The sequence below is a fragment of the Streptomyces sp. NBC_00203 genome, assembly GCF_045206325.1.
Taxonomy (GTDB): Bacteria; Actinomycetota; Actinomycetes; order Streptomycetales; family Streptomycetaceae; genus Streptomyces; species Streptomyces lutosisoli.
In genome coordinates this window covers 5,323,135-5,346,637 of the sequence record NZ_CP108126.1, presented here as the reverse complement: position 1 = coordinate 5,346,637, position 23,503 = coordinate 5,323,135, and the positions used below count along the sequence as shown (strand labels likewise).

17 protein-coding genes and 1 tRNA gene are annotated in these 23,503 nt (G+C 67.7%); 6 read left to right on the top strand and 12 right to left on the bottom strand.

The window, feature by feature from the left end:
* Positions 1-20: 20 nt before the first annotated feature.
* Entirely contained in the window at positions 21-809 is a 789-nt protein-coding gene (locus OG975_RS23985; protein WP_406331394.1) for a GntR family transcriptional regulator, read from the top strand.
* A gap of 8 nt (positions 810-817) precedes the next feature.
* On the top strand, positions 818-1,576 hold the full coding sequence (locus tag OG975_RS23980; protein ID WP_406331393.1) for a glycosyltransferase family 2 protein: 759 nt from the start codon (positions 818-820) through the stop codon (positions 1,574-1,576).
* Between the two features lie 146 nt (positions 1,577-1,722).
* Here OG975_RS23980 and OG975_RS23975 read toward each other — a convergent pair whose 3' ends face one another.
* The 3 genes from OG975_RS23975 to OG975_RS23965 form a co-directional block, all read right to left on the bottom strand.
* Positions 1,723-2,646 carry an FkbM family methyltransferase gene (locus OG975_RS23975; RefSeq protein ID WP_406331392.1) on the bottom strand — a complete coding sequence of 308 codons (924 nt, stop codon included), beginning with the start codon at positions 2,644-2,646 and terminating at the stop codon, positions 1,723-1,725.
* 116 nt (positions 2,647-2,762) lie between these two features.
* Complete coding sequence (locus tag OG975_RS23970) at positions 2,763-2,951, bottom strand: ferredoxin (protein ID WP_327430104.1); 189 nt, start codon at positions 2,949-2,951, stop codon at positions 2,763-2,765.
* Positions 2,952-3,085: 134 nt separating this feature from the next.
* Positions 3,086-4,306 (bottom strand): amidohydrolase family protein, encoded by a 1,221-nt coding sequence (locus tag OG975_RS23965; protein WP_406331391.1) that lies wholly within the window; start codon positions 4,304-4,306, stop codon positions 3,086-3,088.
* A gap of 175 nt (positions 4,307-4,481) precedes the next feature.
* Here OG975_RS23965 and OG975_RS23960 point away from each other — a divergent pair, with 175 nt between their 5' ends.
* Positions 4,482-4,931, top strand: coding sequence for a DoxX family protein (locus OG975_RS23960; RefSeq protein ID WP_406331390.1), 450 nt, complete (start codon positions 4,482-4,484; stop codon positions 4,929-4,931).
* 72 nt (positions 4,932-5,003) lie between these two features.
* On the opposite strand, the gene OG975_RS23955 is transcribed toward OG975_RS23960, so the two are convergent.
* Positions 5,004-6,299, bottom strand: coding sequence for an amidohydrolase family protein (locus OG975_RS23955; RefSeq protein ID WP_406331389.1), 1,296 nt, complete (start codon positions 6,297-6,299; stop codon positions 5,004-5,006).
* Between the two features lie 301 nt (positions 6,300-6,600).
* Here OG975_RS23955 and OG975_RS23950 point away from each other — a divergent pair, with 301 nt between their 5' ends.
* From OG975_RS23950 to OG975_RS23940, 3 genes are all read left to right on the top strand, one after another.
* Positions 6,601-7,164 carry a hypothetical protein gene (locus OG975_RS23950; protein WP_406331388.1) on the top strand — a complete coding sequence of 188 codons (564 nt, stop codon included), beginning with the start codon at positions 6,601-6,603 and terminating at the stop codon, positions 7,162-7,164.
* A gap of 209 nt (positions 7,165-7,373) precedes the next feature.
* Complete coding sequence (locus OG975_RS23945) at positions 7,374-8,003, top strand: hypothetical protein (protein ID WP_406331387.1); 630 nt, start codon at positions 7,374-7,376, stop codon at positions 8,001-8,003.
* A gap of 474 nt (positions 8,004-8,477) precedes the next feature.
* Complete coding sequence (locus tag OG975_RS23940) at positions 8,478-12,491, top strand: AAA family ATPase (RefSeq protein ID WP_406331386.1); 4,014 nt, start codon at positions 8,478-8,480, stop codon at positions 12,489-12,491.
* A 286-nt stretch (positions 12,492-12,777) separates the two neighbouring features.
* On the opposite strand, the gene OG975_RS23935 is transcribed toward OG975_RS23940, so the two are convergent.
* The 8 genes from OG975_RS23935 to dnaN form a co-directional block, all read right to left on the bottom strand.
* Positions 12,778-12,851: transfer RNA gene (locus tag OG975_RS23935), tRNA-Ile, on the bottom strand.
* A 123-nt stretch (positions 12,852-12,974) separates the two neighbouring features.
* Positions 12,975-13,724, bottom strand: coding sequence for a DUF3566 domain-containing protein (locus tag OG975_RS23930; protein ID WP_406331385.1), 750 nt, complete (start codon positions 13,722-13,724; stop codon positions 12,975-12,977).
* An 18-nt stretch (positions 13,725-13,742) separates the two neighbouring features.
* Complete coding sequence (gene gyrA / locus OG975_RS23925) at positions 13,743-16,337, bottom strand: DNA gyrase subunit A (protein WP_406331384.1); 2,595 nt, start codon at positions 16,335-16,337, stop codon at positions 13,743-13,745.
* Positions 16,338-16,379: 42 nt separating this feature from the next.
* Positions 16,380-18,419: a DNA topoisomerase (ATP-hydrolyzing) subunit B gene (gene gyrB / locus OG975_RS23920; RefSeq protein WP_406331382.1), complete on the bottom strand. Its 2,040-nt coding sequence runs from the start codon at positions 18,417-18,419 to the stop codon at positions 16,380-16,382.
* 352 nt (positions 18,420-18,771) lie between these two features.
* A complete protein-coding gene (locus OG975_RS23915; RefSeq protein WP_406331381.1) occupies positions 18,772-19,371 on the bottom strand; it encodes a DUF721 domain-containing protein in 600 nt (199 codons plus the stop codon).
* Positions 19,368-20,489: a DNA replication/repair protein RecF gene (gene recF, locus OG975_RS23910; protein WP_406331380.1), complete on the bottom strand. Its 1,122-nt coding sequence runs from the start codon at positions 20,487-20,489 to the stop codon at positions 19,368-19,370. Before recF ends, OG975_RS23915 begins: the two co-directional genes overlap by 4 nt.
* A gap of 167 nt (positions 20,490-20,656) precedes the next feature.
* Complete coding sequence (gene gnd / locus OG975_RS23905; protein ID WP_406331379.1) at positions 20,657-21,532, bottom strand: phosphogluconate dehydrogenase (NAD(+)-dependent, decarboxylating); 876 nt, start codon at positions 21,530-21,532, stop codon at positions 20,657-20,659.
* Between the two features lie 162 nt (positions 21,533-21,694).
* Entirely contained in the window at positions 21,695-22,825 is a 1,131-nt protein-coding gene (gene dnaN / locus OG975_RS23900; RefSeq protein WP_406331378.1) for a DNA polymerase III subunit beta, read from the bottom strand.
* Between the last annotated feature and the right edge of the window lie 678 nt (positions 22,826-23,503).

Below are 23,503 nucleotides of genomic sequence, written 5' to 3'. Positions count from 1 at the left end.
TGACGGATCGGTGAGGACCAGTGCCAAAGGCGTACGAAGTGATCGCGGACGACCTCCGCCGGTCCATCCGGGAGGGCAAGCGCAAGCCCGGCGACAAGCTGCCGTCGGAAACCGATCTGGCGGGCCACTACAAGCGCAGCGTGCCGACCGTTCAAAACGCCCTCCGGGTCCTGAACGAAGAAGGGCTGATCGACAAGCAGCACGGCCGCGGCAACTTCGTCCGTCGCCCGCGCACGATGGCGCGGCGCTCGAACCTCCGGCATCAGTGGGAGAAGAACCGGGCTCGCGAGCCGGTGGAGGAGCGGGCACAGACCGGAGCCACTGAGCATGACACCGGCCTTGAGCTGGATGACCTCGTCTTCTACGCGTCGTACCGCGAGATCAAGGCAGACAGGGACATCGCGGCGGTCATGGGTGTCCCTGAGCGAACGGCGCTGGTCGAGCGCACCTATCGGACGCGTTGCGCCGCGGAGACCGCGCCCTTCAGCCTGGTGACCTCCTACCTCGTCCGCGACATGGTGGCGGAGAATCCCGACCTCGTCGACGAGACAAAGGAACCGTGGCCAGGGGGCTCGCAGAACCAGCTCTACACCGTCGGCGTTGAAGTGGACCGTATCGAGGAGCGCGTCACCGCCCGGCCGCCGACGCCGGAAGAGGCGGCGGAACTGGAGCTGCCGCGCGGGACCTCGGTGCTCGCCCTCCGGAAGACCTCGTACGACGTCAATGACCGCGTTGTGGATCTTTCCGACATCATCCTGCCCGGTGACCGCACCGAGCTGCTCTTCACCACTTCCCTGGAAAGGTGGTGAGTGCTGCCATGAGCCGGCGCATCATCATCGTCACCGCTGTCCACGGCCCCTCGGCCAAGTTCCTGCCCGAGGCCTACAAGTCACTGTCCGAGCAGGAGCTTCCGGACGGCTGGGAGTGGCACTGGGTCATCCAGGAGGACGGGAAGACGGACGACGTCGCCCCGTACGTCCCCGCCGACGAGCGCGTCACCTTCCGGCAGGGCCGGCCGGGGGGTCCGGGCGTCGCCCGAACCGTCGCTCTCGCCCATGCTGACGGCGAGTACGTCAAAGTGCTGGACGCCGACGACCAGCTCGCTCCGGGCACGCTCGCGCGCGACCTGGCCGCACTTGAGAATGACCGCACTGTCGGATGGGCCACGTCGCGAGTCCTGGACTTCATGCCCGACGGCTCCACGGTCGGCTTCCCGGGCGACCCCGACAACGGCCCGATCGAACGCGGAGTCGTGCTCGACTACTGGAAGGCGAATGGTTTCCGCGCCCAGGTCCACCCGGCGACACTCTTCGTGCGGCGTGACCTCCTGCTCGCTCTTGGCGGCTGGATGGCGCTTCCCGCCTCGGAAGACACTGGCCTGCTGCTCGCACTGAACTCCGTGAGCCGCGGGTGGTTCTCCGAGGAGGTGGGGCTCCTCTACCGGAAGTGGGAGGGGCAGGCCACCGGCCAGGCATCGCACATCGAACCCGCCGAGCGCGACGCACGCATGGCGGTCGTGGAGGCCAGGTCACGAGCGCTCGCGTCCTTCGAGTGGCACTACCCGATCGCGGATTGACCGGCACCTCGTAGACGATCTCGCGGACATCGGCGGGGAGTTGGTGACCGTGACTCCGCTTTCGGCCATGCTGTCGACGACGCCCTTTCCCGCGTAGGGTCTGCCCTGTCCAGGCAGCGACGAGCTGGGAACCGTACGTTCTCCCGTCAGGGCAGGGTCTCCGCATCCACCCGAGAGAAGATCAAGTCGCTTTCGACGGTGACCGGCTCCCGCAACCGGACCGGCGCAAGGAGCTCACCGCTCAACGCGGGCGGATAGCTCTCGGGTGTGTAGTCGTTGGCCAACCGGTAGGCGTAAAAGCCCGCGTCGGCCATCGTCTTCATCAGTTCCTCGGCCGAGTCGCCGAGTTGAGCCATACGGTCGGGGGTCACCTCGACGGTGATCTCCGCATCGGGACGAAGCTTGTCCAGTACGGGCGCGAGGCCCCGGACGACGCTCCCCTCCGCGCCCTCGACATCGATCTTGATCACGCGGGCCTTCGCGATCTCCGAGGGATCCAGCAGTTCCGGCAGCGGGCAGGCCTCGATCTGGAACGTGGACTCGGCTGGACCGTCGTACGGAACGATGCTGTTCGCGCCCATGTTGCTCGAGCTGGCGAGCACGAACGTCAACGTCTTGTGGCTGTCCGACACGGCGGCGTTGATCGCACGGACGTTTCGGCACTCATTGAGACCGACCTGCTGCAGCAGCCGCTGGTGAAAGACCGGCGAGGCCTCGATCGACACCACCTGGCCCTCATCGCCGACGAGCTGCGAGGCGAGGACGCTGAAGACACCGATGTTGGCGCCGACGTCGATGAAGCCATCCCCGGGCTTCAGCCGGCTCTGGAGCCAGTTCGTCATGTTCGGCTCCCACACGCCGAACAGGTACAGATACCGCTGGATCAGATCCTGCGTGTCGACGGCGAACCGGGCGCCGGACCACGTCTCGACGACACGTCGACGAGGGTGCTCACGGAGGTGCGGATTCAGGTAGTGCTTGGCCAGCGGCGCCTTACCGAGCGAGCCCGGAGCATCACGCACATACCGGCGGCCGAGGGTGACCAAGGCCTCTGAAATGGGGTTGCTCATCCGATCGCCTCTCCGCCGACTCCAGCGAAACCGTAGCGTGCGGCCTCTTCCGGTTCCCACCGGTGCCAGGTTTCGCCGAGGGGAGGAGCTCGTGGCGTGCCTGTCGATCGTGCGTACTACTCGCTGAAACGAATCGCTTGGGACGGGCACCAGTCAGCCGCTTCCTGCACCTCGGGCTCATCTCCGGCCCCCTCACGGCCGGGCAGGACGGTGCCGTATCCGTCCACCAGAGCGAAGACGGTCGGAACCCTGATGCCGCAGTCGCCGGAGCCGTAGCAAACGTCGGGGTCCACGGAAACCTTCATGCGCACTCCAGCCACGAAGAGGACACCGGCCCCTGAAGCGGGTCGGTGAGCGGATCAGGTCTGTCGGCCTTCACGACCTGCCTGCCCGCCGGGCAGTCCCCTCAACCGACCGTCCCCGGCAACTGCCCCTGCTTCTACTTCCCTTGATCGAAGGCCAGCTCCAGCATCCGAATGGCGTTCCCCCGCAGCAGCTTGTACGCCACGTCGTCGGGGAGGCCCGCCACATGGTCCGCCGCCACCTGCTTCGTGTGCGGAAACGTCGAGTCGACGTGCGGATAGTCGGTCTCGAAGGTCGCGTTGTTCACGCCCACCGTCTCGATGGCCTCAATGCCGTGCTTGTCGCGGAAGAAGCAGCAGAAGATCTGCCGGTAGTAGTACGTCGACGGCGGATCCGGGATCAGATCCTTGACGCCGCCCCACGCCCGATGCTCCTCCCACACATCGTCGGCGCGCTCCAGGGCGTACGGGATCCAGCCCATCTGCCCCTCGCTGTACGCCAACTTGAGACGCGGGAACTTCACCAGGACCCCGGAGAACAGGAAGTCCATCATCGAAGCCATGGCGTTGTTGAAGCTCAGCGCCGCCTGGACGGCGGGCGGGGCGTCCGGTGACGCTGCCGGCATCTGCGACGACGAGCCGATGTGCATGTTGACCACCGTCCCGGTCTCCTCGCACACCGCGAAGAACGGGTCCCAGTAGCCGGAGTGGATCGACGGAAGCCCCAGGTACGTCGGGATCTCGCTGAAGGTCACCGCCCGCACGCCACGGGCCGCGTTGCGCCGGATCTCCGCAACGGCGAGGTCAATGTCCCAGAGAGGGATCAGGCACAGCGGAATCAGCCGGCCTCCGCTGTCGCCGCACCACTCCTCGACCATCCAGTCGTTGTAGGCACGGACGCACGCGAGCGCGACCTCCTTGTCCTTGGCCTCCGCGAAGGTCTGCCCGCAGAACCGCGGAAACGTCGGGAAGCAGAGGGACGCCTCCACGTGGTTGAGGTCCATGTCCTCCAGCCGGGCCTTCGGGTCCCAGCAGCCACGCCGCATCTGTTCGCGCGTGATGCCGTCAAGGGTCATCTCGTCACGGGAGAACCCGACGGCCGCGATGATGCGCTTGTACGGGAAGACCTCGCCCTCGTACCTCCACCAGTCCGTGACCTGTCCGTTCGGGTCCGTACTGAACCGGTACTTCCCGCCGATGTACTGGAGGTCGCCGATACCGGCGGTGAAGGGCTTCGGCCCCTTTTCGCGGTACTTACGCGGAAGCCATGTCTCGAAGAGATGCGCAGGCTCGATCACGTGATCGTCCACGCTGATGACCCTGGGCAGATCCCTGGTGCCGCTCTCGGTGCTGACCACGCCTTACCCCCTGCTGCCTGCCGATTCTCCATGATTTATCTGACGACCCATCAGATTCAGGCTAGAGGGCCGCTCCCCTAACAGCAAGAGCGAACAGCGCCCCGACCCCTTGCACTCCGGAACACCGTCCGCTGAACTGACGCTTCATCAGATTTATGTCGCAGGGGGTCCTGGCATGCAGACGGTTTGGCTCAGCGGCGCCGAGTGGTTCGCAGTCCTCCGCATCGGCCTTGGCCTGTGGTGGCTGGAAAGCTGGCGCCACAAGGACAAGAAGGACTGGTTCACGGGAGGCGGCATCGCATGGGCAGGGGGAGTCGCAGCCAAGCACCGATGGCCCGTCGTACGGCTTGGCTTCGACCGCATAGTCAAGCCGCGACCCCGTCTGATGGCCTACGTGGTTGCCTACGCGGAACTGGCCCTCGGCCTCGGTCTCATCGCCGGCTTCCTCACGCCGATCGCTCTCGTCGGCGGGCTCGCGCTCAATCTGATCTACCTCGTGCTGATGATTCACGACTGGGCCGAGCAGGGACAGAACCTGATGATGGCCCTGATCTCGCTGGTCACCCTGTTCGCCATGGGTTGGCAGTCGTGGTCGCTCGACGCCGCGTTGGGACTCTTCGTATAGCGCCGCCCAGCGGCAGCACGCGAGCGTGAGCACGCTGGGCGGCGACGCTGAAACAGGGGGTAGCCGGACGGACTACTGAGCCGCAGCCGTCGCCGCGCGCGCCCGAGCGCGGAAGGCCTCCAGCTTGTCGACCGGCTCTGTCAGCTGCCTGCTGCGAGAGCGGATGCTGACGTCATGGCCCTCGGCTGCCTTCCGGAGCGCCCCAACGGTGGCCTGTTCGCGCGGGATGTGGGTGAAGGGGTCGAAGGAATACCAGCGCATCGCGTTCTCGTGGGTCATCTTCCGGGCGTCCGAATCCGAGACGGAGCAGCTCTCCAGCACGTTGTGGAGTTGTTCCGGTGCGTCCGGCCACAGGGAGTCGCTGTGCGGGTAGTCGCCCTCCCAGGCGATGTTGTCGATGCCGATGTCGTGCCGGAGCTTCACCCCCAGCGAATCGGTGATGAAGCAGGTGAGGAAGTGCTCGCGGAACACCTCGGACGGCAGCTTGCCGCCGAAGTCCTGGAGGGTCCAGGTCGAGTGCATCTCGAAGGTCCGGTCCACCCTCTCCAGGAAGTACGGGATCCAGCCCGTGCCCCCCTCGGAGAGGGCGATCTTCAGGTCGGGGAAGTCCTTGACCGGGCGGGACCACAGCAGGTCGGCCGCGGCCGAGACGAGGTTCATCGGCTGGAGCGTGATCATGACATCGGGCGGTGAGTCGACGGCCGGGATGGCGAGCCGGCCGGACGAGCCGATGTGGACCGACATGACGGTGTCCGTGTCGGACAGCGCCCGCCACAGCGGGTTCCAGTACTCGTGGTGGAAGCTCGGGTAGCCGAGGACCGCGGGGTTCTCGGTGAACGTGAGTGAGTGGCAGCCCTTGGCGGCCACACGCCGGACCTCCGCCGCGCACAGTTCGGCGTCCCAGATGGCGGGCAGCGCCATCGGAATGAACCGTCCGGGGTAGGCGGCGCACCACTCGTCGATGTGCCAGTCGTTGTACGCCCGGACGAGCGCGAGCGAGAAGTCGGAGTCCTCGGTGGCGAACATCCTGGCCGAGAAGCCGGGGAAGGACGGGAAGTTCATCTGGGCGAGTACCCCGCCCGCGTTCATGTCCTTGACCCGTTCGTGCACGTCGTAGCAGCCGGGCCGGATCTCGTCCATGCCCTGCGGATCAAGGCCGTACTCCTCCTTGGGCCGCCCGGCGACCGCGTTGAGCGCGGCGTTGCCGACGGTGTTGTCGCGGAACTGCCACACGTCACTGCCGTCCTCACGGTGGACCAGCCGCGGCGCCTCGTCCTGGTACCGCTGTGGCAGGTGGTTCACGAAGATGTCCGGCGGTTCGATGATGTGGTCGTCCACGCTGATCAGGATCAAATCGTCCCGCTGCATGTCGGTCCCTTCAGTCTGACGCGGGCAGCACCTTGGCCACCTTGAGGGTCGTCGGAACGCCGTCACAGCCCGGGAACCTTGAGCTCGACGCCCCTACGAGGCACTCGCCCCAGCTCAGCGAGTCCCCTCCCGCACCATGCCGAATCCACGCTCTCTCTAAACGGAAACTACATTCTCATCATGCGGGAATCAAGAATCCGAACCGAACGATCTCCGGGGGCTGGAACATCTTGTGGACCTCCGACCGCCGCCACTCATAAGATCTTCAAGTCATCTTTAGGAGTCATGGCTGGGGGACGAGTTGAGTACCGGCGAGCAGCTCGTCACCATCGCCGCGGTACTCCTCGGTGCGCTGATGACCCACGTCACCAACTACCTGATGGAGAGAAGCCGGAACCGGTACCAGCTCCTGACCCGGTGGGACGACAAGAAGATCGACGCGTACGGGGATTACGTGGACGCCGTGAAGGCGAGGATCGCCATGTCCGTCCGGCTGTACGAGTCCAGAGAGGGTCTGTCCGGGAGCGAAAGGTCCGAGCACGACTTGCGTGAGGACCTGTCGGAAGCCAGTCGGGCATGGGGTGGCTCCTTCGAACGCGTCATGCTGCTCGGCGGCGATGACGCCATCGAGGCGGGACATGAGCTGAACACCGTGGTCGCGGAGATCGTCTGGCAGGCCACAGGCAAGATCGGCGGAAGCCTGGACAGCTGGCGCCGGCGCAACCGAACGGCGTTCCGCGCGATCAACGCCTTCCACGAGGCTGCTCGGCAGGACCTCGGCATCCAGGGAAGCGTCACGGGCGAGCGGCACCCCGAGAGAGATCTCCTGCTCCCGCCCTCGCGCCAGACGTCCGACGACGACTGATCGCCCTACGCCGGCCAAGGCCCCGCCGGTTTCCGCCGGTTCCGCCGGTTCCGCCGGTTCCGCCGGTTCCGCCGCGCAATCCCTGGCCTCTTCACGCCCGACGTGCCACCCTGCCAGCCGCTCACTGTCGGCCCCTGCCGTCCGCCGGGCCCAGGGCCAACGAGGGGACCGATCAGGAAGCGACCCTCCTGACCGAAGAGGAGACAGAGATGAGTGACCCCGACGGCAATGAGCACCTGAGCTCCGCGCAGGCCGGAGTGCCTCAGCCCCCGGAGGCAGCACCGGAAGCAGCGGAGGACACCACTGAGCAGAAGCTCAGGGTGAGCCACGCCGCACGCACCCGAAGCGCCGCGTCCCGAGCCGCGGCAATCTGTCATTACATCGGGCAACACAGCTCTGACGAGACTGACGAGAAGCACGAAGGTGGAACGGCGGACGAGCGGATCTCATGGAAGTCCGCCCACGCCGCTCGCGTAGCCGCTCAAGCGGTCGCCGTCCTCGCTGAGAGTTCCCCCGCCCCCGCAGCGGACTCGCGGTGCGCCAGGAACGCCTCCGCCTCCGCCGCCCAGGCCGCCCAGATGGGCCAGCTCCACGACAGCTCCAGCGAGCTCTCCGTTGCCGCCTGTCGTGCCGCTCTCAAGGCATCCCAAGCCGCCGCCGCAGCTGCGGGGGCGGGAGGTTTGGGCGAGAACGAGACGCTGAACGCCAAGGCGGACGCAGCCGAGGCGGACGCCGTCGCCACCGCCGAGGAAGCGGGATGGATGCTGCCGGGCCAAGACCTGCCTGAGGTGTCGACGGGCATACGGAGCCCTGACCTCATGTCGATGCTGCACCTGTGACGGTGCCGCCCGCCGCGTACCGGCATGCACTCGCTACTCGCTCCACACACCGCACCGTTCGGTACCGGTCCCTCCCCTCGTGGGGACCGGTACCGAACGGTGCGGGCGGAGTCGATCCGCGCCGTATCGGCGTGCCGGCACGGATCGAGTAGAGGTCGGACTCGTGATCGACGCGATTACGGTCCTGATGGCACCGGCTCCACGGATTGCTCAGGCTCACACGCCGAGACCCTCGCCACCGTCTCGTACTCCAGCGGAAGCTGACCGAAAACATGCGGCGTCATAAGTTGTCTCTCCGAGCGCTGAGCTGGTGGCCCGTCCGGACGTAGCGTGGTTGATCCGCTACTGAGTCGTGATCCTGCCAGCTGTGACTCAAGCCGAGAAGATTCCGGCACCGGACCGGCGACTTCACCGCAGGTCAGCCATATAAGGTGAGTTTTCCGGTCCGGATCCAGGTGTGGGGGAAGTTAAGGGGTGGAGGCCTTGAGTTCCGACTCAGGGGCACGCACAGCCTTCGCGGAACGTCTCGCGCTGCTGTACAAGGAGGCCGGCAACCCTCCCCTCAAGAGCGTGGCCGAGGCGATCGTCCGGCTTCATCGGGTCGACGAGCGAGGGCGGCCCGTACGGGTGTCCGTTCAGCGGATCAGCGACTGGCGACGGGCCAAGAACGTGCCTGCCCAGTTCGCCGCACTCGCAGCGGTGCTACACGTCCTGATCCCCGAAGCACGTCGCTTGCGCCCGGCTCCGGTGTCCACGGGCCTGTACGACCTCGCCCAGTGGCAGCGGCTGTGGGAGCGCGCGGTCGCCGACCCGGTCGGCGACTCCCCTGCGACATCCGCGGGTGAGGAAGAGAAGGAACGATCCGCGGTCGAAGCCCCCGCCCTCCCCGGTGGTGTGTGCCCGTACCTGGGGCTCGCTTCATACCGTCAGCAGGACGCCCGCTGGTTCTTCGGCCGAGAGCGGAGCACGGATGCCCTCATCGCTCAGCTCCGCGCGGTGGAGAAGACGGGTGGCCTGGTCATGCTCGTGGGCGCCTCAGGGGCGGGAAAGTCCTCCCTGCTGAACGCCGGCTTAGTGACCGCCTTGCAGAACGGCGCACTGGGGGACGACAGCAGCCGGGCGAGGGAAGTTCTGCAGCTCGTGCCGGGAGGCGATCCCCTCTCGGAGCTGACCCGTCGGATCCCCGAGCTCGCACACCTCGTCTCCGCGGAGGAACCGACAGCGCCGGAGCCCGGCACTCCGCAATTCGCGGACGCGGTCAGGGAAGCCGTCACGGCATGGGCGCAACGCGAGACATCCTCCGCCGCTCGTCCGGTCGTCCTGGTGGACCAGTTCGAGGAGGCGTTCACCCTCTGCCCCGACGAGGCGGACAAGCGCACCTTCATCCAGCTCCTCCACGCCGCGTGCTCGCCCGCCGACACCGGTGACCCGGCCCCCGTACTCGTAGTCCTCGGCATACGCGCCGACTTCTACGAGCAATGCCTCGGATATCCCGAGCTGGCCGACGCGCTGCAACACCGGCACATGGTGCTCGGACCGCTGACCAACGCGGAACTGCGCGAAGCGGTCACCGGACCGGCCAAGGCCGTGGGCCTGGAGCTCGAACCGGGGCTGGCGGAGCTGATCGTCCGGGAAGTGAGCGCCGACGGCCCCCGTGGGGCGCACGACGCGGGGGCACTGCCCCTCCTCTCCCACGCCCTGCTCGCCACCTGGCAGCGGCGGAAGGCGGGCAGGCTGACGCTGGCCGGCTACCGGGCGGCGGGCGGGATCCAAGGCGCGGTGGCGGCGACCGCCGAGCGGGCCTGGTCCGGCCTCGACCCGGCGGCGCGTACGGCCGCGAGGCTGCTCCTTCTCAGGCTGGTCCGGCTGGGCGAGGACACACAGGCCACCCGCAGACGGGGGACGCGGCGCCAGCTGGCGGAGGAGTCGACTGATCCCAACAAGACGGAGGAGTCGCTCGAAGCACTCGTTCGCGCCCGCTTGGTGACCCTCGACGCGGAGACCGTGGAGATCACCCATGAAGCGCTGCTCCACGCCTGGCCGCGCCTGCGCGACTGGATCGACGAGGACCGGAACGACCACCTGGTGCGCCAGCAGCTGGAGGAGGACGGCAGGGCCTGGGAGGGCTCGGAGCGTGACTCCTCGCTGCTCTACCGGGGTTCCCGTCTGGAGCAGGCCCACGGCTGGGCGAAATCTGCCGGGCACACCTTCCTGACCCGGAGCGCGGTGGAGTTCCTGGCCGCTTCGGTCAGGCTGCGCAGGCGCACGGTCTGGATCAGCCGTAGTGCCGTGTCGGCTCTGGTCGTCCTGGCGATACTCGCCGCCGGCTCGGCGGTGGTGGCGTGGCAGCAGCGGGACGACGCGGTGTTCGCGCAGGTGATCGCCGAAGCCGATCGCGTCCAGTACACGGATCCGTCGCTGTCCGCTCAACTCGACCTGGTGGCACATCGCCTGCGGTCGGACGACGAGGGCGCGAACAACCGGTTGATCTCGATCGTGAACGCACCGCTGGCCACCCCGCTCCTCGGCCACACCGGCGCCGTCTACCTCACCTCCTTCAGCCCCAACGGGAAGATCCTGGCCACCGCCAGCTACGACCGAACCGTTCGGCTGTGGGACGTGTCGGACCGGACTCACCCCAAACCCCTGGGCAAGCCCCTCACCGGCCACACGAGTTGGGTGAGCACCGCGGTGTTCAGCCCGGACGGCCGGACCCTCGCCAGCGCTTCCGACGACGGCACGATCCGGCTGTGGGACGTACGGGATCCCAGCCACCCGCGTCCGCTCGGCGCGCCCTTGGCTGGCCATGACGGCACGATCTACCTGCTCGCCTTCAGCCCGGACGGACACACTCTGGCCGCCGCCACCGAAGATCACGTCGTGCGCCTGTGGAACGTGGGCGACCCGCGCAAGCCGAGCCCGCTCGGTGCTCTGACCGGGCAAACCGCCGCCGTACGCTCCGTGGCCTTCAGCCCCGACGGGCGGACGCTGGCAGCCGGCGGCGACGACATGACGATCAGGCTGTGGAACGTGGCCGATCCGGGTCACCCCAAGCCGTTCGCCGCGGTGCTGACCGGCCACACGGACCTCGTGCACTCCGTGGCCTTCAGCCCCGACGGCCGCACCCTCGCCAGCGGCAGCGCGGACGACACCGTCCGGCTGTGGAACGTCGCCGACCCGCGCCACGCGGCGCCGCTCGGCGCGCCGCTCACCGGCCACACCGGTCCCATCTGGTCCGTGGCCTTCAGCCCCGACGGAACCATGCTCGCCGCCGCCAGCCAGGACAGTACGGCGAGCCTGTGGAACGTCAGTGATCCTGCATACCCGTCGCAGGTCGGCGAGCCGCTCGCGGGAAGCAGCGGCGAGATGTACGCCCTGGGCTTCAGCCCCGACGGCCGGACCCTCGCCACCGGGAGCGGCGACAACACGGTCCGCCTGTGGTCGATACCGACGTCGGACATGATCGGCCGCATCGGAGCGTTCCGCCAGGACGGGCGGGTGCTCGCCACGGCCGCGAGCGACGGAAGAATTCGTCTGTGGAACGTGGAGACTCCCAGCCGGCCCGTATCGCTGGGCAAACCGTTCACGCCCGGGGAGGGTGAGGTGCGTGAGCCGACTTTCTCCCCCGACGGCCACACCCTCGCGGTGCTGACCGGAAATCGCGCGGTGCAACTGTGGAACGTCACCGACCCGGCCCGGCCTGTCTCCTACGGGCAGCCCATCGCGCTGCGGACACGGTTCGCGGCTGCGCTGGCCTTCAGCCCGGACGGGCGCACGCTGGCGACCGCCTATGACGACCGCACCATCCAGTTGTGGAACATCAGCGACCCCTCCCGTCCGCGTCCGCTGGGCACGCCGCTCACCGGCCACAAGGGCTACGTCAACTCCCTCGTCTTCAGCCCGGACGGCCGTACGCTCGCCAGCGGCAGCGCGGACGACACCATCCGGCTCTGGAACGTGACGGACCCCCGTCATGCCGCCCGGCTCGGCGCGCCTCTCAAGGGGCACCTCGGCCCCATCAACGCGCTCGCCTACAGTCCGGACGGCCATACGTTGGCCAGCGGCAGCGACGACAACACGGTCCGCCTCTGGAACATCACCGACCCCCTCAAGGCGGCCCCGCTGGGCTCCCCCCTCACAGGCCACACCGAAGCGGTCGTGTCGCTGACGTTCAGCCAGGACGGCCACACCCTGGCCAGTGGCGGCAACGACAACACCGTCCGCCTCTGGAACATCACCCACCCGTCCGAGGCCGCCCCCATCGGCCAGTCGATGAGCCCCAACGCCAAAACAGGCAATTTCCTGTCCTTCAGCCCCACGAGCCACATGCTCGGAGTATCGAGCGGCACCGACACCGTCCGGCTGTGGAACCTGGACGTCGACGAGGCCATTCGTCACATCTGCTCGACCACTCGGGGCGTTCTGACGCCGGAGAAATGGCAGGAGTACCTGCCCCGGCTCTCGTACGAGCCTCCGTGCGGTGGGTAACGGAGCCGAGCCCCGACCAGCGGCACGCCCCGTGCGCCGTCACGTGATCCGGATCACAACTCCCCATCGCGGCTGAACAGTTGCCTCCCCCCGCACAAGCAGCCTTGTTACCCTTGGCCATAGCCCGATCGCTGGTGCATCCCCCGTCTCCAGCGGTCGGGCGTTTTCATGTCTTGCGCCACCTCACGAGTCCGTCATGGGCCAGAGCAACGCCCTCATCGGAGGCAAAACAAAGAGCGGGCGCTTCCCACTAGGGGAAGCGCCCGCTCTTCTTGATCTTCTAATGTGGGGCTAACAGGATTTGAACCTGTGGCCTCATCCTTATCAGGGATGCGCTCTAACCAACTGAGCTATAGCCCCGCCGCGCTCTGCGGTGTGTGTCCCGCGCGCTGACCTCTGAAGATTAGCGCACGACGCGGCCAGTCCCAAAATCGATAGTCGCCGACCGACTGCCAGGGCGTTTGAGAGGCGGCTGCTCCGCTGCTACTCGTCCTCGGCCAGCGTCAGCTCGACGCCGCCGACGAAGCCGGCGGAGAGGTTGTAGATGAACGCGCCGAGGGTCGCCAGGGCCGTCGCGAGGACGACATCGATGACCGCGATGACCGACGTGAACATGAGGACGTGCGGGAGGGAGAGGAAGGACTGGAGGTCGAATCCGTTGGATTCGTTCGAGCCCGTCGCCTCCGAGATCGTGCCGCCGACCGTCGAGAAGACACCCATCGCGTCCATGACCATCCACAGCACTGCGGCCGCCACGATCGTGCAGATGCCGAGCGCGATGGAGAGCAGGAAGCTGACCTTCATGACCGACCACGGGTCGGCCTTGGCCACGCGCAGTCGCGCCTTGCGCGTGCGCGGCGTCGTACGCGCGCCGGTGCGCGGACGGCGGACCGCGCCCGACGGCGGCTGCTGGGCCGGGTACGCCTGCGGCGGGTGGTACGGCTGCGCGGGCTGCGGCTGCCGCTCCCCCGGCAGCGGCGAACCGGGCGGCGGGCTGCCGGGCGCCGGAGCGCCGGGCAGCGGTGAACCCTTCGGCGGCGCGCCGGGCGCCGGGTGAGCCCCCGCCGGGGCCACCTGCCCGCCCGCGTACTGCTGGGCCTGCGGGCCTCGGGTGTCCGTCACAGTTCCCCCCTGGGATCCATGAGAGTCATGGGAGTCAGTCGCATCAGTGGCGGGGCCACGGCCGCCGTCCGTTTCCGTACCGGTCGACCCGGCGCCCGTGGCTCCGCTCACGATGACTCACTCCTCGCGCTACTCGGCCGAGGACGGCTCGCCCTCGTCCGTACCGACGACCTCAACGCCTTCGGCGGTCTCGTCCACGGCGTCGTCGCCGTCGACTTCCTCCGCCTCGCGACCGGCCTCGGCGTTACGTGCGATACCGACCACGGCATCGCGCTTGCCCAGGTTGATCAGTTGGACGCCCATGGTGTCACGGCCTGTCTCCCTGACCTCGTTGACTCGCGTACGAATCACACCGCCGGACAGTGTGATGGCGAGGATTTCGTCGGTCTCCTCGACCACCAGCGCGCCGACGAGGGACCCACGGTCCTCGACGATCTTGGCGGCCTTGATTCCGAGGCCGCCGCGACCCTGGACGCGGTATTCGTCGACGTTGGTCCGCTTCGCGTACCCACCGTCCGTAGCAGTGAACACGAACGTACCGGGTCGAACAACATTCATCGAGAGCAGCTGGTCTCCCTCACGGAAGCTCATGCCCTTGACGCCCGAGGTCGCACGGCCCATGGGACGCAACGCGTCATCCGTCGCCGTGAACCTGATCGACTGCGCCTTCTTGCTGATCAGAAGCAGATCGTCTTCGGCCGAGACGAGTTCGGCTCCGATCAGTTCGTCATCCGAACCGTCCTCCGTCTCGCGAAGGTTGATCGCGATGACGCCGCCCGAGCGGGGCGAATCGTAATCCTTGAGAGGCGTCTTCTTTACGAGGCCGCCCTTTGTGGCCAGGATCAGGTAGGGCGCCGCTTCGTAGTCGCGGATCGCGAGGATCTCGGCGATCGCCTCGTCCGGCTGGAAAGCCAGCAGGTTGGCGACGTGCTGACCGCGCGCGTCACGGCCGGCGTCCGGGAGTTCGTACGCCTTCGCACGGTAGACGCGGCCCTTGTTGGTGAAGAACAGCAGCCAGTGGTGCGTCGTCGACACGAAGAAGTGGTCGACGATGTCGTCCTGCTTCAGCTTCGTGCCGCGTACGCCCTTGCCGCCCCGCTTCTGGGAGCGGTAGTCCTCCGTCTTGGTGCGCTTGATGTAGCCGCCGCGCGTGATGGTGACGACGATGTCCTCTTCGGCGATCAGGTCCTCCATGGACATGTCGCCGTCGAAGGGCACCAGCTTGGAGCGGCGGTCCTCGCCGAACTTGTCGACGATCGCCGCGAGTTCCTCGCTGATGATGGCGCGCTGGCGCTCCGGCGAGGCGAGGATCGCGTTGTACTCGGTGATCTTCGCCTGGAGCTCGTCGTGCTCCTGGATGATCTTCTGGCGCTCCAGGGCGGCGAGTCGGCGCAGCTGCATCTCGAGGATGGCGTTGGCCTGGATCTCGTCGATCTCCAGGAGGCCCATGAGGCCCTCGCGCGCGATCTCGACGGTGTCACTGCGCCGGATCAGCGCGATGACCTCGTCGATGGCATCCAGGGCCTTCAGGAGGCCGCGCAGGATGTGCGCTCGCTCCTCGGCCTTGCGCAGCCTGAAGCGCGTACGGCGGACGATGACCTCGATCTGGTGCGTCACCCAGTGGCGGATGAACGCGTCGAGGGACAGCGTGCGCGGTACCCCGTCCACCAGCGCCAGCATGTTGGCGCCGAAGTTCGACTGCAGATCGGTGTGCTTGTAGAGGTTGTTCAGGACGACCTTGGCGACCGCGTCCCTCTTGAGCACGATCACGAGCCGCTGGCCCGTGCGCGAGCTCGTCTCGTCGCGGACGTCCGCGATGCCGCCGACCTTGCCGTCCTTCACCAGGTCGGCGATCTTCTGCGCGAGGTTGTCGGGGTTGGTCTGGTACGGGAGCTCGGTGACCACCAGGCACTGGCGGTTCTGGATCTCCTCGACCTCGACGACCGCGCGCATCGTGATGGAGCCACGACCCGTGCGGTACGCCTCCTCGATGCCCTTTCGGCCCACTACAAGGGCGCCGGTCGGGAAGTCGGGGCCCTTGATGCGCTCGATCAGTGCGTCGAGCAGCTCCTCGTGGCTCGCCTCGGGGTTCTCGAGGTACCACTGGGCGCCGGCCGCGACCTCGCGGAGGTTGTGCGGCGGGATGTTGGTGGCCATGCCGACCGCGATGCCCGCCGAGCCGTTGATCAGCAGGTTCGGGAACCGGGCCGGCAGAACCGTCGGCTCCTGGTTGCGGCCGTCGTAGTTGTCCGTGAAGTCGACGGTCTCCTCGTCGATGTCACGGACCATCTCCATGGACAGCGGCGCCATCTTGCACTCGGTGTAGCGCATGGCGGCGGCGGGGTCGTTGCCCGGAGAGCCGAAGTTGCCGTTGGAGTCCACCAGCGGCATACGCATCGACCACGGCTGCGCGAGGCGGACCAGCGCGTCGTAGATCGAGGAGTCGCCGTGCGGGTGGTAGGTGCCCATGACGTCGCCGACGACACGGGCACACTTGTAGAAGCCCTTCTCTGGCCGGTAGCCGCCGTCGTACATGGCGTACAGGACGCGGCGGTGGACGGGCTTGAGACCGTCCCGTACATCGGGCAGCGCGCGCGACACGATGACGGACATCGCGTAGTCGAGGTACGAGCGCTGCATCTCCGTCTCGAGCCCGACGGGCTCGACGCGCAGGGTGATCTCGCCGCCTTCTTCAGGCGTGCTGGGAGTGTTCTCGTCGGCCATTGCTGGTGAAGATCCTTTCTGCTGCGGTCAGCTGAGACCGACTCAGATGTCGAGGAAGCGGACGTCCTTGGCGTTGCGCTGGATGAACGCGCGGCGGGCCTCGACGTCCTCACCCATGAGGACCGAGAACAGGTCGTCGGCCTGGGCGGCGTCGTCGAGCGTGACCTGGCCGAGGACGCGGTGCTCCTGGTCCATCGTCGTGATGCGGAGCTCCTCGGCGTTCATCTCACCGAGGCCCTTGAAGCGCTGGACCGAGTCGTCGCGGATGCGCTTGCCGGCCTGCTTGCCCAGCTCGATCAGCGCGTCGCGCTCGCGGTCCGAGTACGCGTACTCGAAGTCGTCCCGGCCCCACTTGATCTTGTACAGCGGGGGACGCGACAGGAACACGTGTCCGGCCTCGACCAGCGGCCGCATGAAGCGGAACAGGAAGGTCAGCAGCAGGGTGTTGATGTGCTGGCCGTCGACGTCGGCGTCCGCCATCAGGATGATCTTGTGATAGCGGAGCTTCTGGATGTCGAAGTCCTCGTGGACCCCGGTGCCGAAGGCCGAGATCAGCGCCTGGATCTCCTGGTTCTGCAGGATCTTGTCGATCCGCGCCTTCTCGACGTTGAGGATCTTTCCTCGGATCGGGAGGATCGCCTGGTACTGGGGGTTGCGGCCGGACTTGGCCGAGCCGCCGGCGGAGTCACCCTCGACGATGAAGATCTCGCACTTGATGGGGTCGTTCGACTGGCAGTCGGAGAGCTTGCCCGGCAGCGACGCCGTCTCCAGCAGACCCTTGCGACGGGTGAGGTCGCGGGCCTTGCGGGCCGCCACGCGCGCGGTGGCCGCCTGGATGGACTTGCGGATGATGTCCGCGGCCTCGTTCGGATTGCGGTCCAGCCAGTCGTTGAGGTGCTCGTAGACCGCCTTCTGGACGAAGGTCTTCGCCTCGGTGTTGCCCAGCTTGGTCTTCGTCTGGCCCTCGAACTGGGGCTCGGCCAGCTTGACCGAGATGATCGCCGTCAGACCCTCGCGGATGTCGTCACCCGTGAGGTTGTCGTCCTTCTCGCGCAGCAGCTTCTTGTCGCGCGCGTACTTGTTGATCAACGAGGTCAGCGCCGCACGGAAGCCCTCCTCGTGCGTGCCGCCCTCGTGGGTGTGGATGATGTTGGCGAAGGAGTACACACCCTCGCTGTAGCCGCCGTTCCACTGCATCGCGACTTCGAGGGACAGGCTCTTGTCCTTGTCCTCGGCCTCGAGGTCGATGACGGTGGGGTGCACCACGTCTCCCTTGCGGGAGTTGAGGTACTTCACGAAGTCGACGATGCCGCCCTCGTAGTGGTACGTGACGGTCTTGACCTCGTCCTTCTCGTCCGCACCCGCCTCGTCCGCCCCGGCGGTGGCCTTCGCCGACTCGCGCTCATCAGTGAGTTTGATCGTCAAACCCTTGTTGAGGAACGCCATCTCCTGGAAGCGCCGCGAGAGCGTCTCGAAGGAGTAGTCGGTGGTCTCGAAGATGTCCGCGTCGGCCCAGAAGGTGACCGAAGTACCGGTCTCGCCCGTGGCCTCCTGCTTGGCCAGCGGGGCCGTCGGGGCGCCCAGCTTGTAGTCCTGCGTCCAGCGATGGCCGTCGGTCCTGACCTCGATGGAGAGCTTGCTCGACAGGGCGTTCACGACGGAGACGCCGACGCCGTGCAGACCGCCGGAGACCGCGTAGCCGCCGCCGCCGAACTTGCCGCCCGCGTGCAGGACCGTCAGCACGACCTCGACGGCCGGCTTGTTCTCGGAGGGGACGATGCCCACCGGGATGCCACGGCCGTTGTCGATGACGCGCACGCCACCGTCGGGAAGGATCGTGACGTCGATCGTGTCCGCGTGACCGGCCAGCGCCTCGTCGACGGAGTTGTCCACGACCTCGTACACGAGGTGGTGAAGTCCGCGCTCACCGGTCGAGCCGATGTACATGCCGGGTCGCTTGCGGACCGCGTCCAGACCCTCGAGGACGGTGATGGCGCTGGCGTCGTACGAGGCCGTGACCTCGCCGTTGGCGCCTGCGTCGGTGGACGGGATGTTCTCGTTGGGGTTGCCGGAATCGGCCACGAAGCGCCCTTTCTGGCACAGCACAAGCCAAGCTCCCGGCGGGTGGCCGGAGCGGCTGCGGCGTGTTGCGTTGGTAAGCCTTTGTCAGCGTTGCTCGGTGCGTCCCACAAGTGGGGCGGGATTAGCTTCCAGTCTACCGGTAGCGCCGACAGTGATGGGGGTTTGCCGGTACCTGAGTCCGCATGTGCCGCCCTGAACCGGTCTCACCCGACTCCCCATATGCGGACCCGGGCTCAAAGAGGCTTACAGCGGCACTCAGCGCTTCCGGGTGTCAACCCTTGGCTACTGCGGAGTCAGGTCGGTGTTCGCAACCGCGTGCACTCCCGCACAGCGGCCCTCGATGTGACCCGGCTCACCCATAGGTGTCGCCGGGACCCGTGCTCCCAGGGGCACGCAGGGGCCCGAAGCGGCGCGGGGGACCCCCAGGGCCCTGCACCTTGATCAGCCGCACCGTGCCGTGCCCGAGATCCTGGTTCAGCCGCGCGACCAACTGCGGGGCGAGCAGCCGCAACTGGGTCGCCCAGGCGGTCGAGTCGCACTGCACCGTCAACACCCGCTCGGCCGGATCGTCGTCATACCGCAGCGGAACACAGTGCTTGGCCAGGTCGTCGCCGACGATCTGCGGCCAACGGCCCATCACACCGCCCACAGCGGCCGGGGTCTCCCAGCCGCGCTCGGTCAGCAGCCGGTTGATGGCGGCGCCGAGCGCCATGGGGTCGCGCCCGTCGGCGCGCGCGCCGGAGCGCAGGCCCCCGCCGCGCCGCGCCTGCTTCTTCTGCTGCGCCGCGTCCCCACGCGCGCGTGCCTGCTCCTTCGCGGCGCGCAGGGCCACGCGCGCGAGGTCGACGCCGGAGGGCTCGGGAGTCTTCTTCTTGGCCGCTTCGCCCGACTTCCCGGGCGCTTCGCCGGGTGCGCCTCCGGGAGCGTTCTTTTCCGGTGTGTTCTCCGTCATACGCGCTCCACCGTCCCCTCGGACACCACGTACCGCGTCCCCGCCAGTACGCCCGGCACGTCGTCGTCGACCGCGGCGGTCACCAGCACCTGCTCGCCCGAGGCGACGAGTTCCGCGAGGCGTTCCCTCCTGCGTGTGTCCAGCTCCGCGAACACGTCGTCCAGGACCAGCACCGGCTCATTGCCCTCGGCCCTCAGCAGGTCGTACGAGGCCAGGCGCAGCGCCAGTGCGTAGGACCAGGACTCGCCGTGGGAGGCGTATCCCTTGGCGGGCAGCTGACCGAGTTTGAGAAGCAAATCGTCTCGATGGGGTCCTACTAGAGTCACGCCCCGCTCGATCTCCTGCTTGCGGACCTCGGCGAGCGCCGCCATCAGCTGCCCGTACAGGTCCTCGCGGGTGTGTGCCTCGCCGGGCGCGGACGGCTTGTACTCCAGGGCGAGGGGCCCGCCGCCGGGCGCCAGCTGCTCGTACGCCTTGTCCGCCAGCGGCTGGATCGCGGAGACCAGGTCGAGCCGCTGGGCGAGCAGCTCGGCGCCCACGCGCGCGAGGTGCTGGTCCCACACGTCGAGCGTGGACAGGTCCATCGTGCGGCCGCCATGGCGCCGGGCCAGCGCGGCCGACTTCAGCAAGGTGTTGCGCTGCTTGAGGACCCGGTCGTAGTCGGAGCGGACGCCCGCCATCCGCGGAGAGCGGGCGGTGATCAGCTCGTCGAGGAAGCGGCGCCGCTCACCGGGGTCGCCCTTGACCAGGGCGAGGTCCTCGGGCGCGAACAGCACCGTTCGTACGATGCCGAGTACGTCACGGGGTCTGACCTGCGAGGACCTGTTGATGCGGGCGCGGTTGGCCTTGCCCGGGTTCAGCTCCAGCTCGATGAGCTGCTGACGCTCGCCCTGGCGGACATTGGCCCGGATGATCGCGCGGTCGGCGCCCATCCGTACAAGGGGCGCGTCGGAGGAGACGCGGTGGCTGCCGAGGGTGGCGAGATAGCCGACCGCCTCGACCAGGTTCGTCTTGCCCTGTCCGTTGGGGCCCACGAACGCGGTGACGCCCGGGTCGAGCGGAACCTCGACCCGGGCGTACGAGCGGAAGTCGGCCAGCGACAGATGCGTGACGTGCATGGTCGTTCGCCGACCTCCCCCAGCGTGGTGTTTCGGGTTCTCCCCGCCGTCCGGGTCGGCCCCGGGCGGCGGTTCTTTCCCCGATGACCGGGGCTGGCCCGGCCGTCAGGTTTTCCCCGGCTGTGGACAACCGGGTCACCCCGGGTGTGGAGAACCCGGGGCGCGGATCAGGCCTTCTCGACCGCGTGGCCGCCGAACTGGTTGCGCAGCGCCGCGATCATCTTCATCTGCGGCGAGTCGTCCTGCCGCGAGGCGAAGCGAGCGAAGAGCGACGCGGTGATCGCGGGCAGCGGCACCGAGTGGTCGATGGCGGCTTCCACAGTCCAGCGGCCCTCGCCGGAGTCCTGTGCGAAACCCTTGAGCTTCTCCAGGTGCTCGTCCTCGTCCAGCGCGTTGACGGCGAGGTCGAGCAGCCAGGAGCGGATGACCGTGCCCTCCTGCCAGGACCGGAAGACCTCGCGCACGTCCGTGACGGAGTCGACCTTCTCCAGCAGCTCCCAGCCCTCGGCGTAGGCCTGCATCATCGCGTACTCGATGCCGTTGTGGACCATCTTCGAGAAGTGGCCCGCACCGACCTTGCCGGCGTGCACCGAGCCGAAGTCGCCCTCGGGCTTGAGCGCGTCGAAGACCGGCTGGACCTTCGCGATGTTCTCCGCGTGGCCGCCGTACATCAGCGCATAGCCGTTCTCCAGGCCCCAGACGCCGCCGGACACGCCGCAGTCGACGAACCCGATCCCCTTGATGCCCAGCTCGACGGCGTGCTTCTGGTCGTCCGTCCAGCGCGAATTGCCGCCGTCCACGACGACGTCGCCCGGCTCCAGCAGGGCGGCCAGCTCGTCGACGGTGGACTGGGTCGCGGCACCGGCCGGGACCATGACCCACACCACGCGCGGGCCCTTGAGCTTGCCCACAAGCTCTTCCAGGCTGTGGACATCGGCGACGTCCGGGTTGCGGTCGTATCCGATGACGGTGTGACCTGCGCGGCGGATCCGCTCGCGCATGTTGCCGCCCATCTTGCCGAGGCCGACGAGACCGAGCTCCATCAGTTGTTCCTTAGGGGTTGCGACGTGGCGTGAGGGCACTCTCGTACCTGTGACTGAGCCTAAACCCGGACGCTCACGCACACCTGTGGGCATAGCCGCTCAGACGTACACCCCACCTGCGGATTCGCCCGCCGGGCCCTGTGGACCGGCGGGCTCGGGAGCTCAGCCCGACAGACGCACCGGCATGATCAGGTACTTGTAGGCCTCGTCCGCCTCGGCGTCCACGGCGGGCCTGCCGCTCAGCAGCGCCGGCTTCGTGGACGTCGTGAAGGAGAGCTGGGCCACCGGCGAGTCGATGGCGCTCAGGCCGTCGAGCAGGAACGTCGGGTTGAAGGCGATCGAGATGTCGTCGCCCTCCAGCTGGGCGTCAACCCTTTCCACAGCCTGTGCGTCGTCGCTGGAGCCGGCCTCCAGGATCAGCACGCCCTGCTCGAAGCTGAGCCGCACCGGGGTGTTCCGCTCGGCGACCAGGGCCACGCGCTTGACGGCCTCCACGAAGGGGGCGGTCTCGATCACGGCGATGGAGTTGAACTCCGTCGGGAACAGCGTGCGGTACTTCGGGAGGTCGCCTTCGAGCAGACGGGTGGTCGTACGCCGCCCGGCGCCCTCGAAACCGATCAGGCCCTCGCCCGCGCCGGAGCCGGACAGCGCCAGGATCACGCTGTCGCCGCTCGTGAGGGCCTTGGCGGTGTCCAGGAGCGTCTTGGCGGGCACCAGGGCGACCGCGGACGCCTCCGGGTTCTCCGGCTTCCACAGGAACTCACGGACCGCGAAGCGGTAGCGGTCGGTCGAGGCGAGGGTGACCGTGTCGCCCTCGATCTCGATGCGCACGCCGGTCAGGACGGGGAGCGTGTCGTCACGCCCCGCCGCGATGGCCACCTGGGCGGCGGCCGAGGCGAAGACCTCACCGGGGACGGTGCCCGTCGCCGACGGCATCTGCGGCAGCGACGGGTACTCCTCCACAGGCAGGGTGTGGAGTGTGAATCGCGAGGAGCCGCAGACCACGGTCGCTCGTACACCGTCTGTGGAAATCTCCACCGGCCGGTTGGGGAGGGCGCGGCAGATGTCCGCGAGGAGGCGGCCGGAGACGAGGACCGTGCCCTCTTCGTCGACCTCCGCGTCCACCGAGACCCGTGCCGAGACCTCGTAGTCGAAGCTGGAGAGGCTCAGGGCACCCTCCTCGGCCTTCAGAAGCAGGCCGGCGAGCACAGGCGCCGGCGGACGGGCCGGGAGGCTGCGTGCCGCCCAGGCCACTGCCTCCGCGAGTACGTCGCGTTCCACCCGGATCTTCACCGTTGCCGCCTCCGTCTGTTGCCGGCGCTCTCGCCCTGCTGGCCTTCGTCGTCTGACTCGGTGTCGTTCAGCCCTGTGGCGGGAAGGACACCGGGGACCAGTCTGACGCACCGCACTGACAGTCGGTGCCCCTCGGGGTCAAGTCGTGCCGAGCGGCACCCGAGCCTCCGAGCTCGAGTTGTGCACAGCCCAGTCTTCGAATCGATTCCCAGGCTCTCTCTAGTTGGTCTTAGTAGTAGGGCCTGTGGATACCGTGGATAACCGCGTTTTCGCAGGTCAACAAGGATTTTTTGTCCACTGACCCTGTGGGTGGAGGCGGTGGACAACCCCGGGTCTCTGTGGACGACGAAAAGTTCTGCACACTCGATGCACAGCCCGGGGCGACTTCTCCCCAGCGCCGTCCCCAGCTTTACCCGCGTTCCCCACAGCCCAACCGGACACCTTGGTGTGACGCCTTTCACTCGACACGGTGAGAGGGCGCGTCGCGTTGCCGAACAGTGGACAGGGGTGTGGAGAAGCTGGGGATCACTGGGGACAACTGACGCCGGCCTGTGGGTTGTCGGTGGACAACTCCGTACACACCCTGTGGATCTTTTCTTCGTCCACAGTCTGTGGAGAGTCTTCGTCCACGAATCCACAGGGGGTTGACCTGGTCTGATGGTCTTTCAACAGTGGCCC

Bases quoted from the DNA above. Each gene is read 5' to 3' on its own strand.
- OG975_RS23980 (WP_406331393.1), top strand. From the start codon at position 818: ATGAGCCGGCGCATCATCATCGTCACCGCTGTCCACGGCCCCTCGGCC.
- OG975_RS23975 (WP_406331392.1), bottom strand. From the start codon at position 2,646: ATGAGCAACCCCATTTCAGAGGCCTTGGTCACCCTCGGCCGCCGGTAT.
- OG975_RS23970 (WP_327430104.1), bottom strand. From the start codon at position 2,951: ATGAAGGTTTCCGTGGACCCCGACGTTTGCTACGGCTCCGGCGACTGC.
- OG975_RS23960 (WP_406331390.1), top strand. From the start codon at position 4,482: ATGCAGACGGTTTGGCTCAGCGGCGCCGAGTGGTTCGCAGTCCTCCGC.
- OG975_RS23955 (WP_406331389.1), bottom strand. From the start codon at position 6,299: ATGCAGCGGGACGATTTGATCCTGATCAGCGTGGACGACCACATCATC.
- OG975_RS23945 (WP_406331387.1), top strand. From the start codon at position 7,374: ATGAGTGACCCCGACGGCAATGAGCACCTGAGCTCCGCGCAGGCCGGA.
- gyrA (WP_406331384.1), bottom strand. From the start codon at position 16,337: ATGGCCGACGAGAACACTCCCAGCACGCCTGAAGAAGGCGGCGAGATC.
- OG975_RS23915 (WP_406331381.1), bottom strand. From the start codon at position 19,371: ATGACGGAGAACACACCGGAAAAGAACGCTCCCGGAGGCGCACCCGGC.
- recF (WP_406331380.1), bottom strand. From the start codon at position 20,489: ATGCACGTCACGCATCTGTCGCTGGCCGACTTCCGCTCGTACGCCCGG.
- gnd (WP_406331379.1), bottom strand. From the start codon at position 21,532: ATGGAGCTCGGTCTCGTCGGCCTCGGCAAGATGGGCGGCAACATGCGC.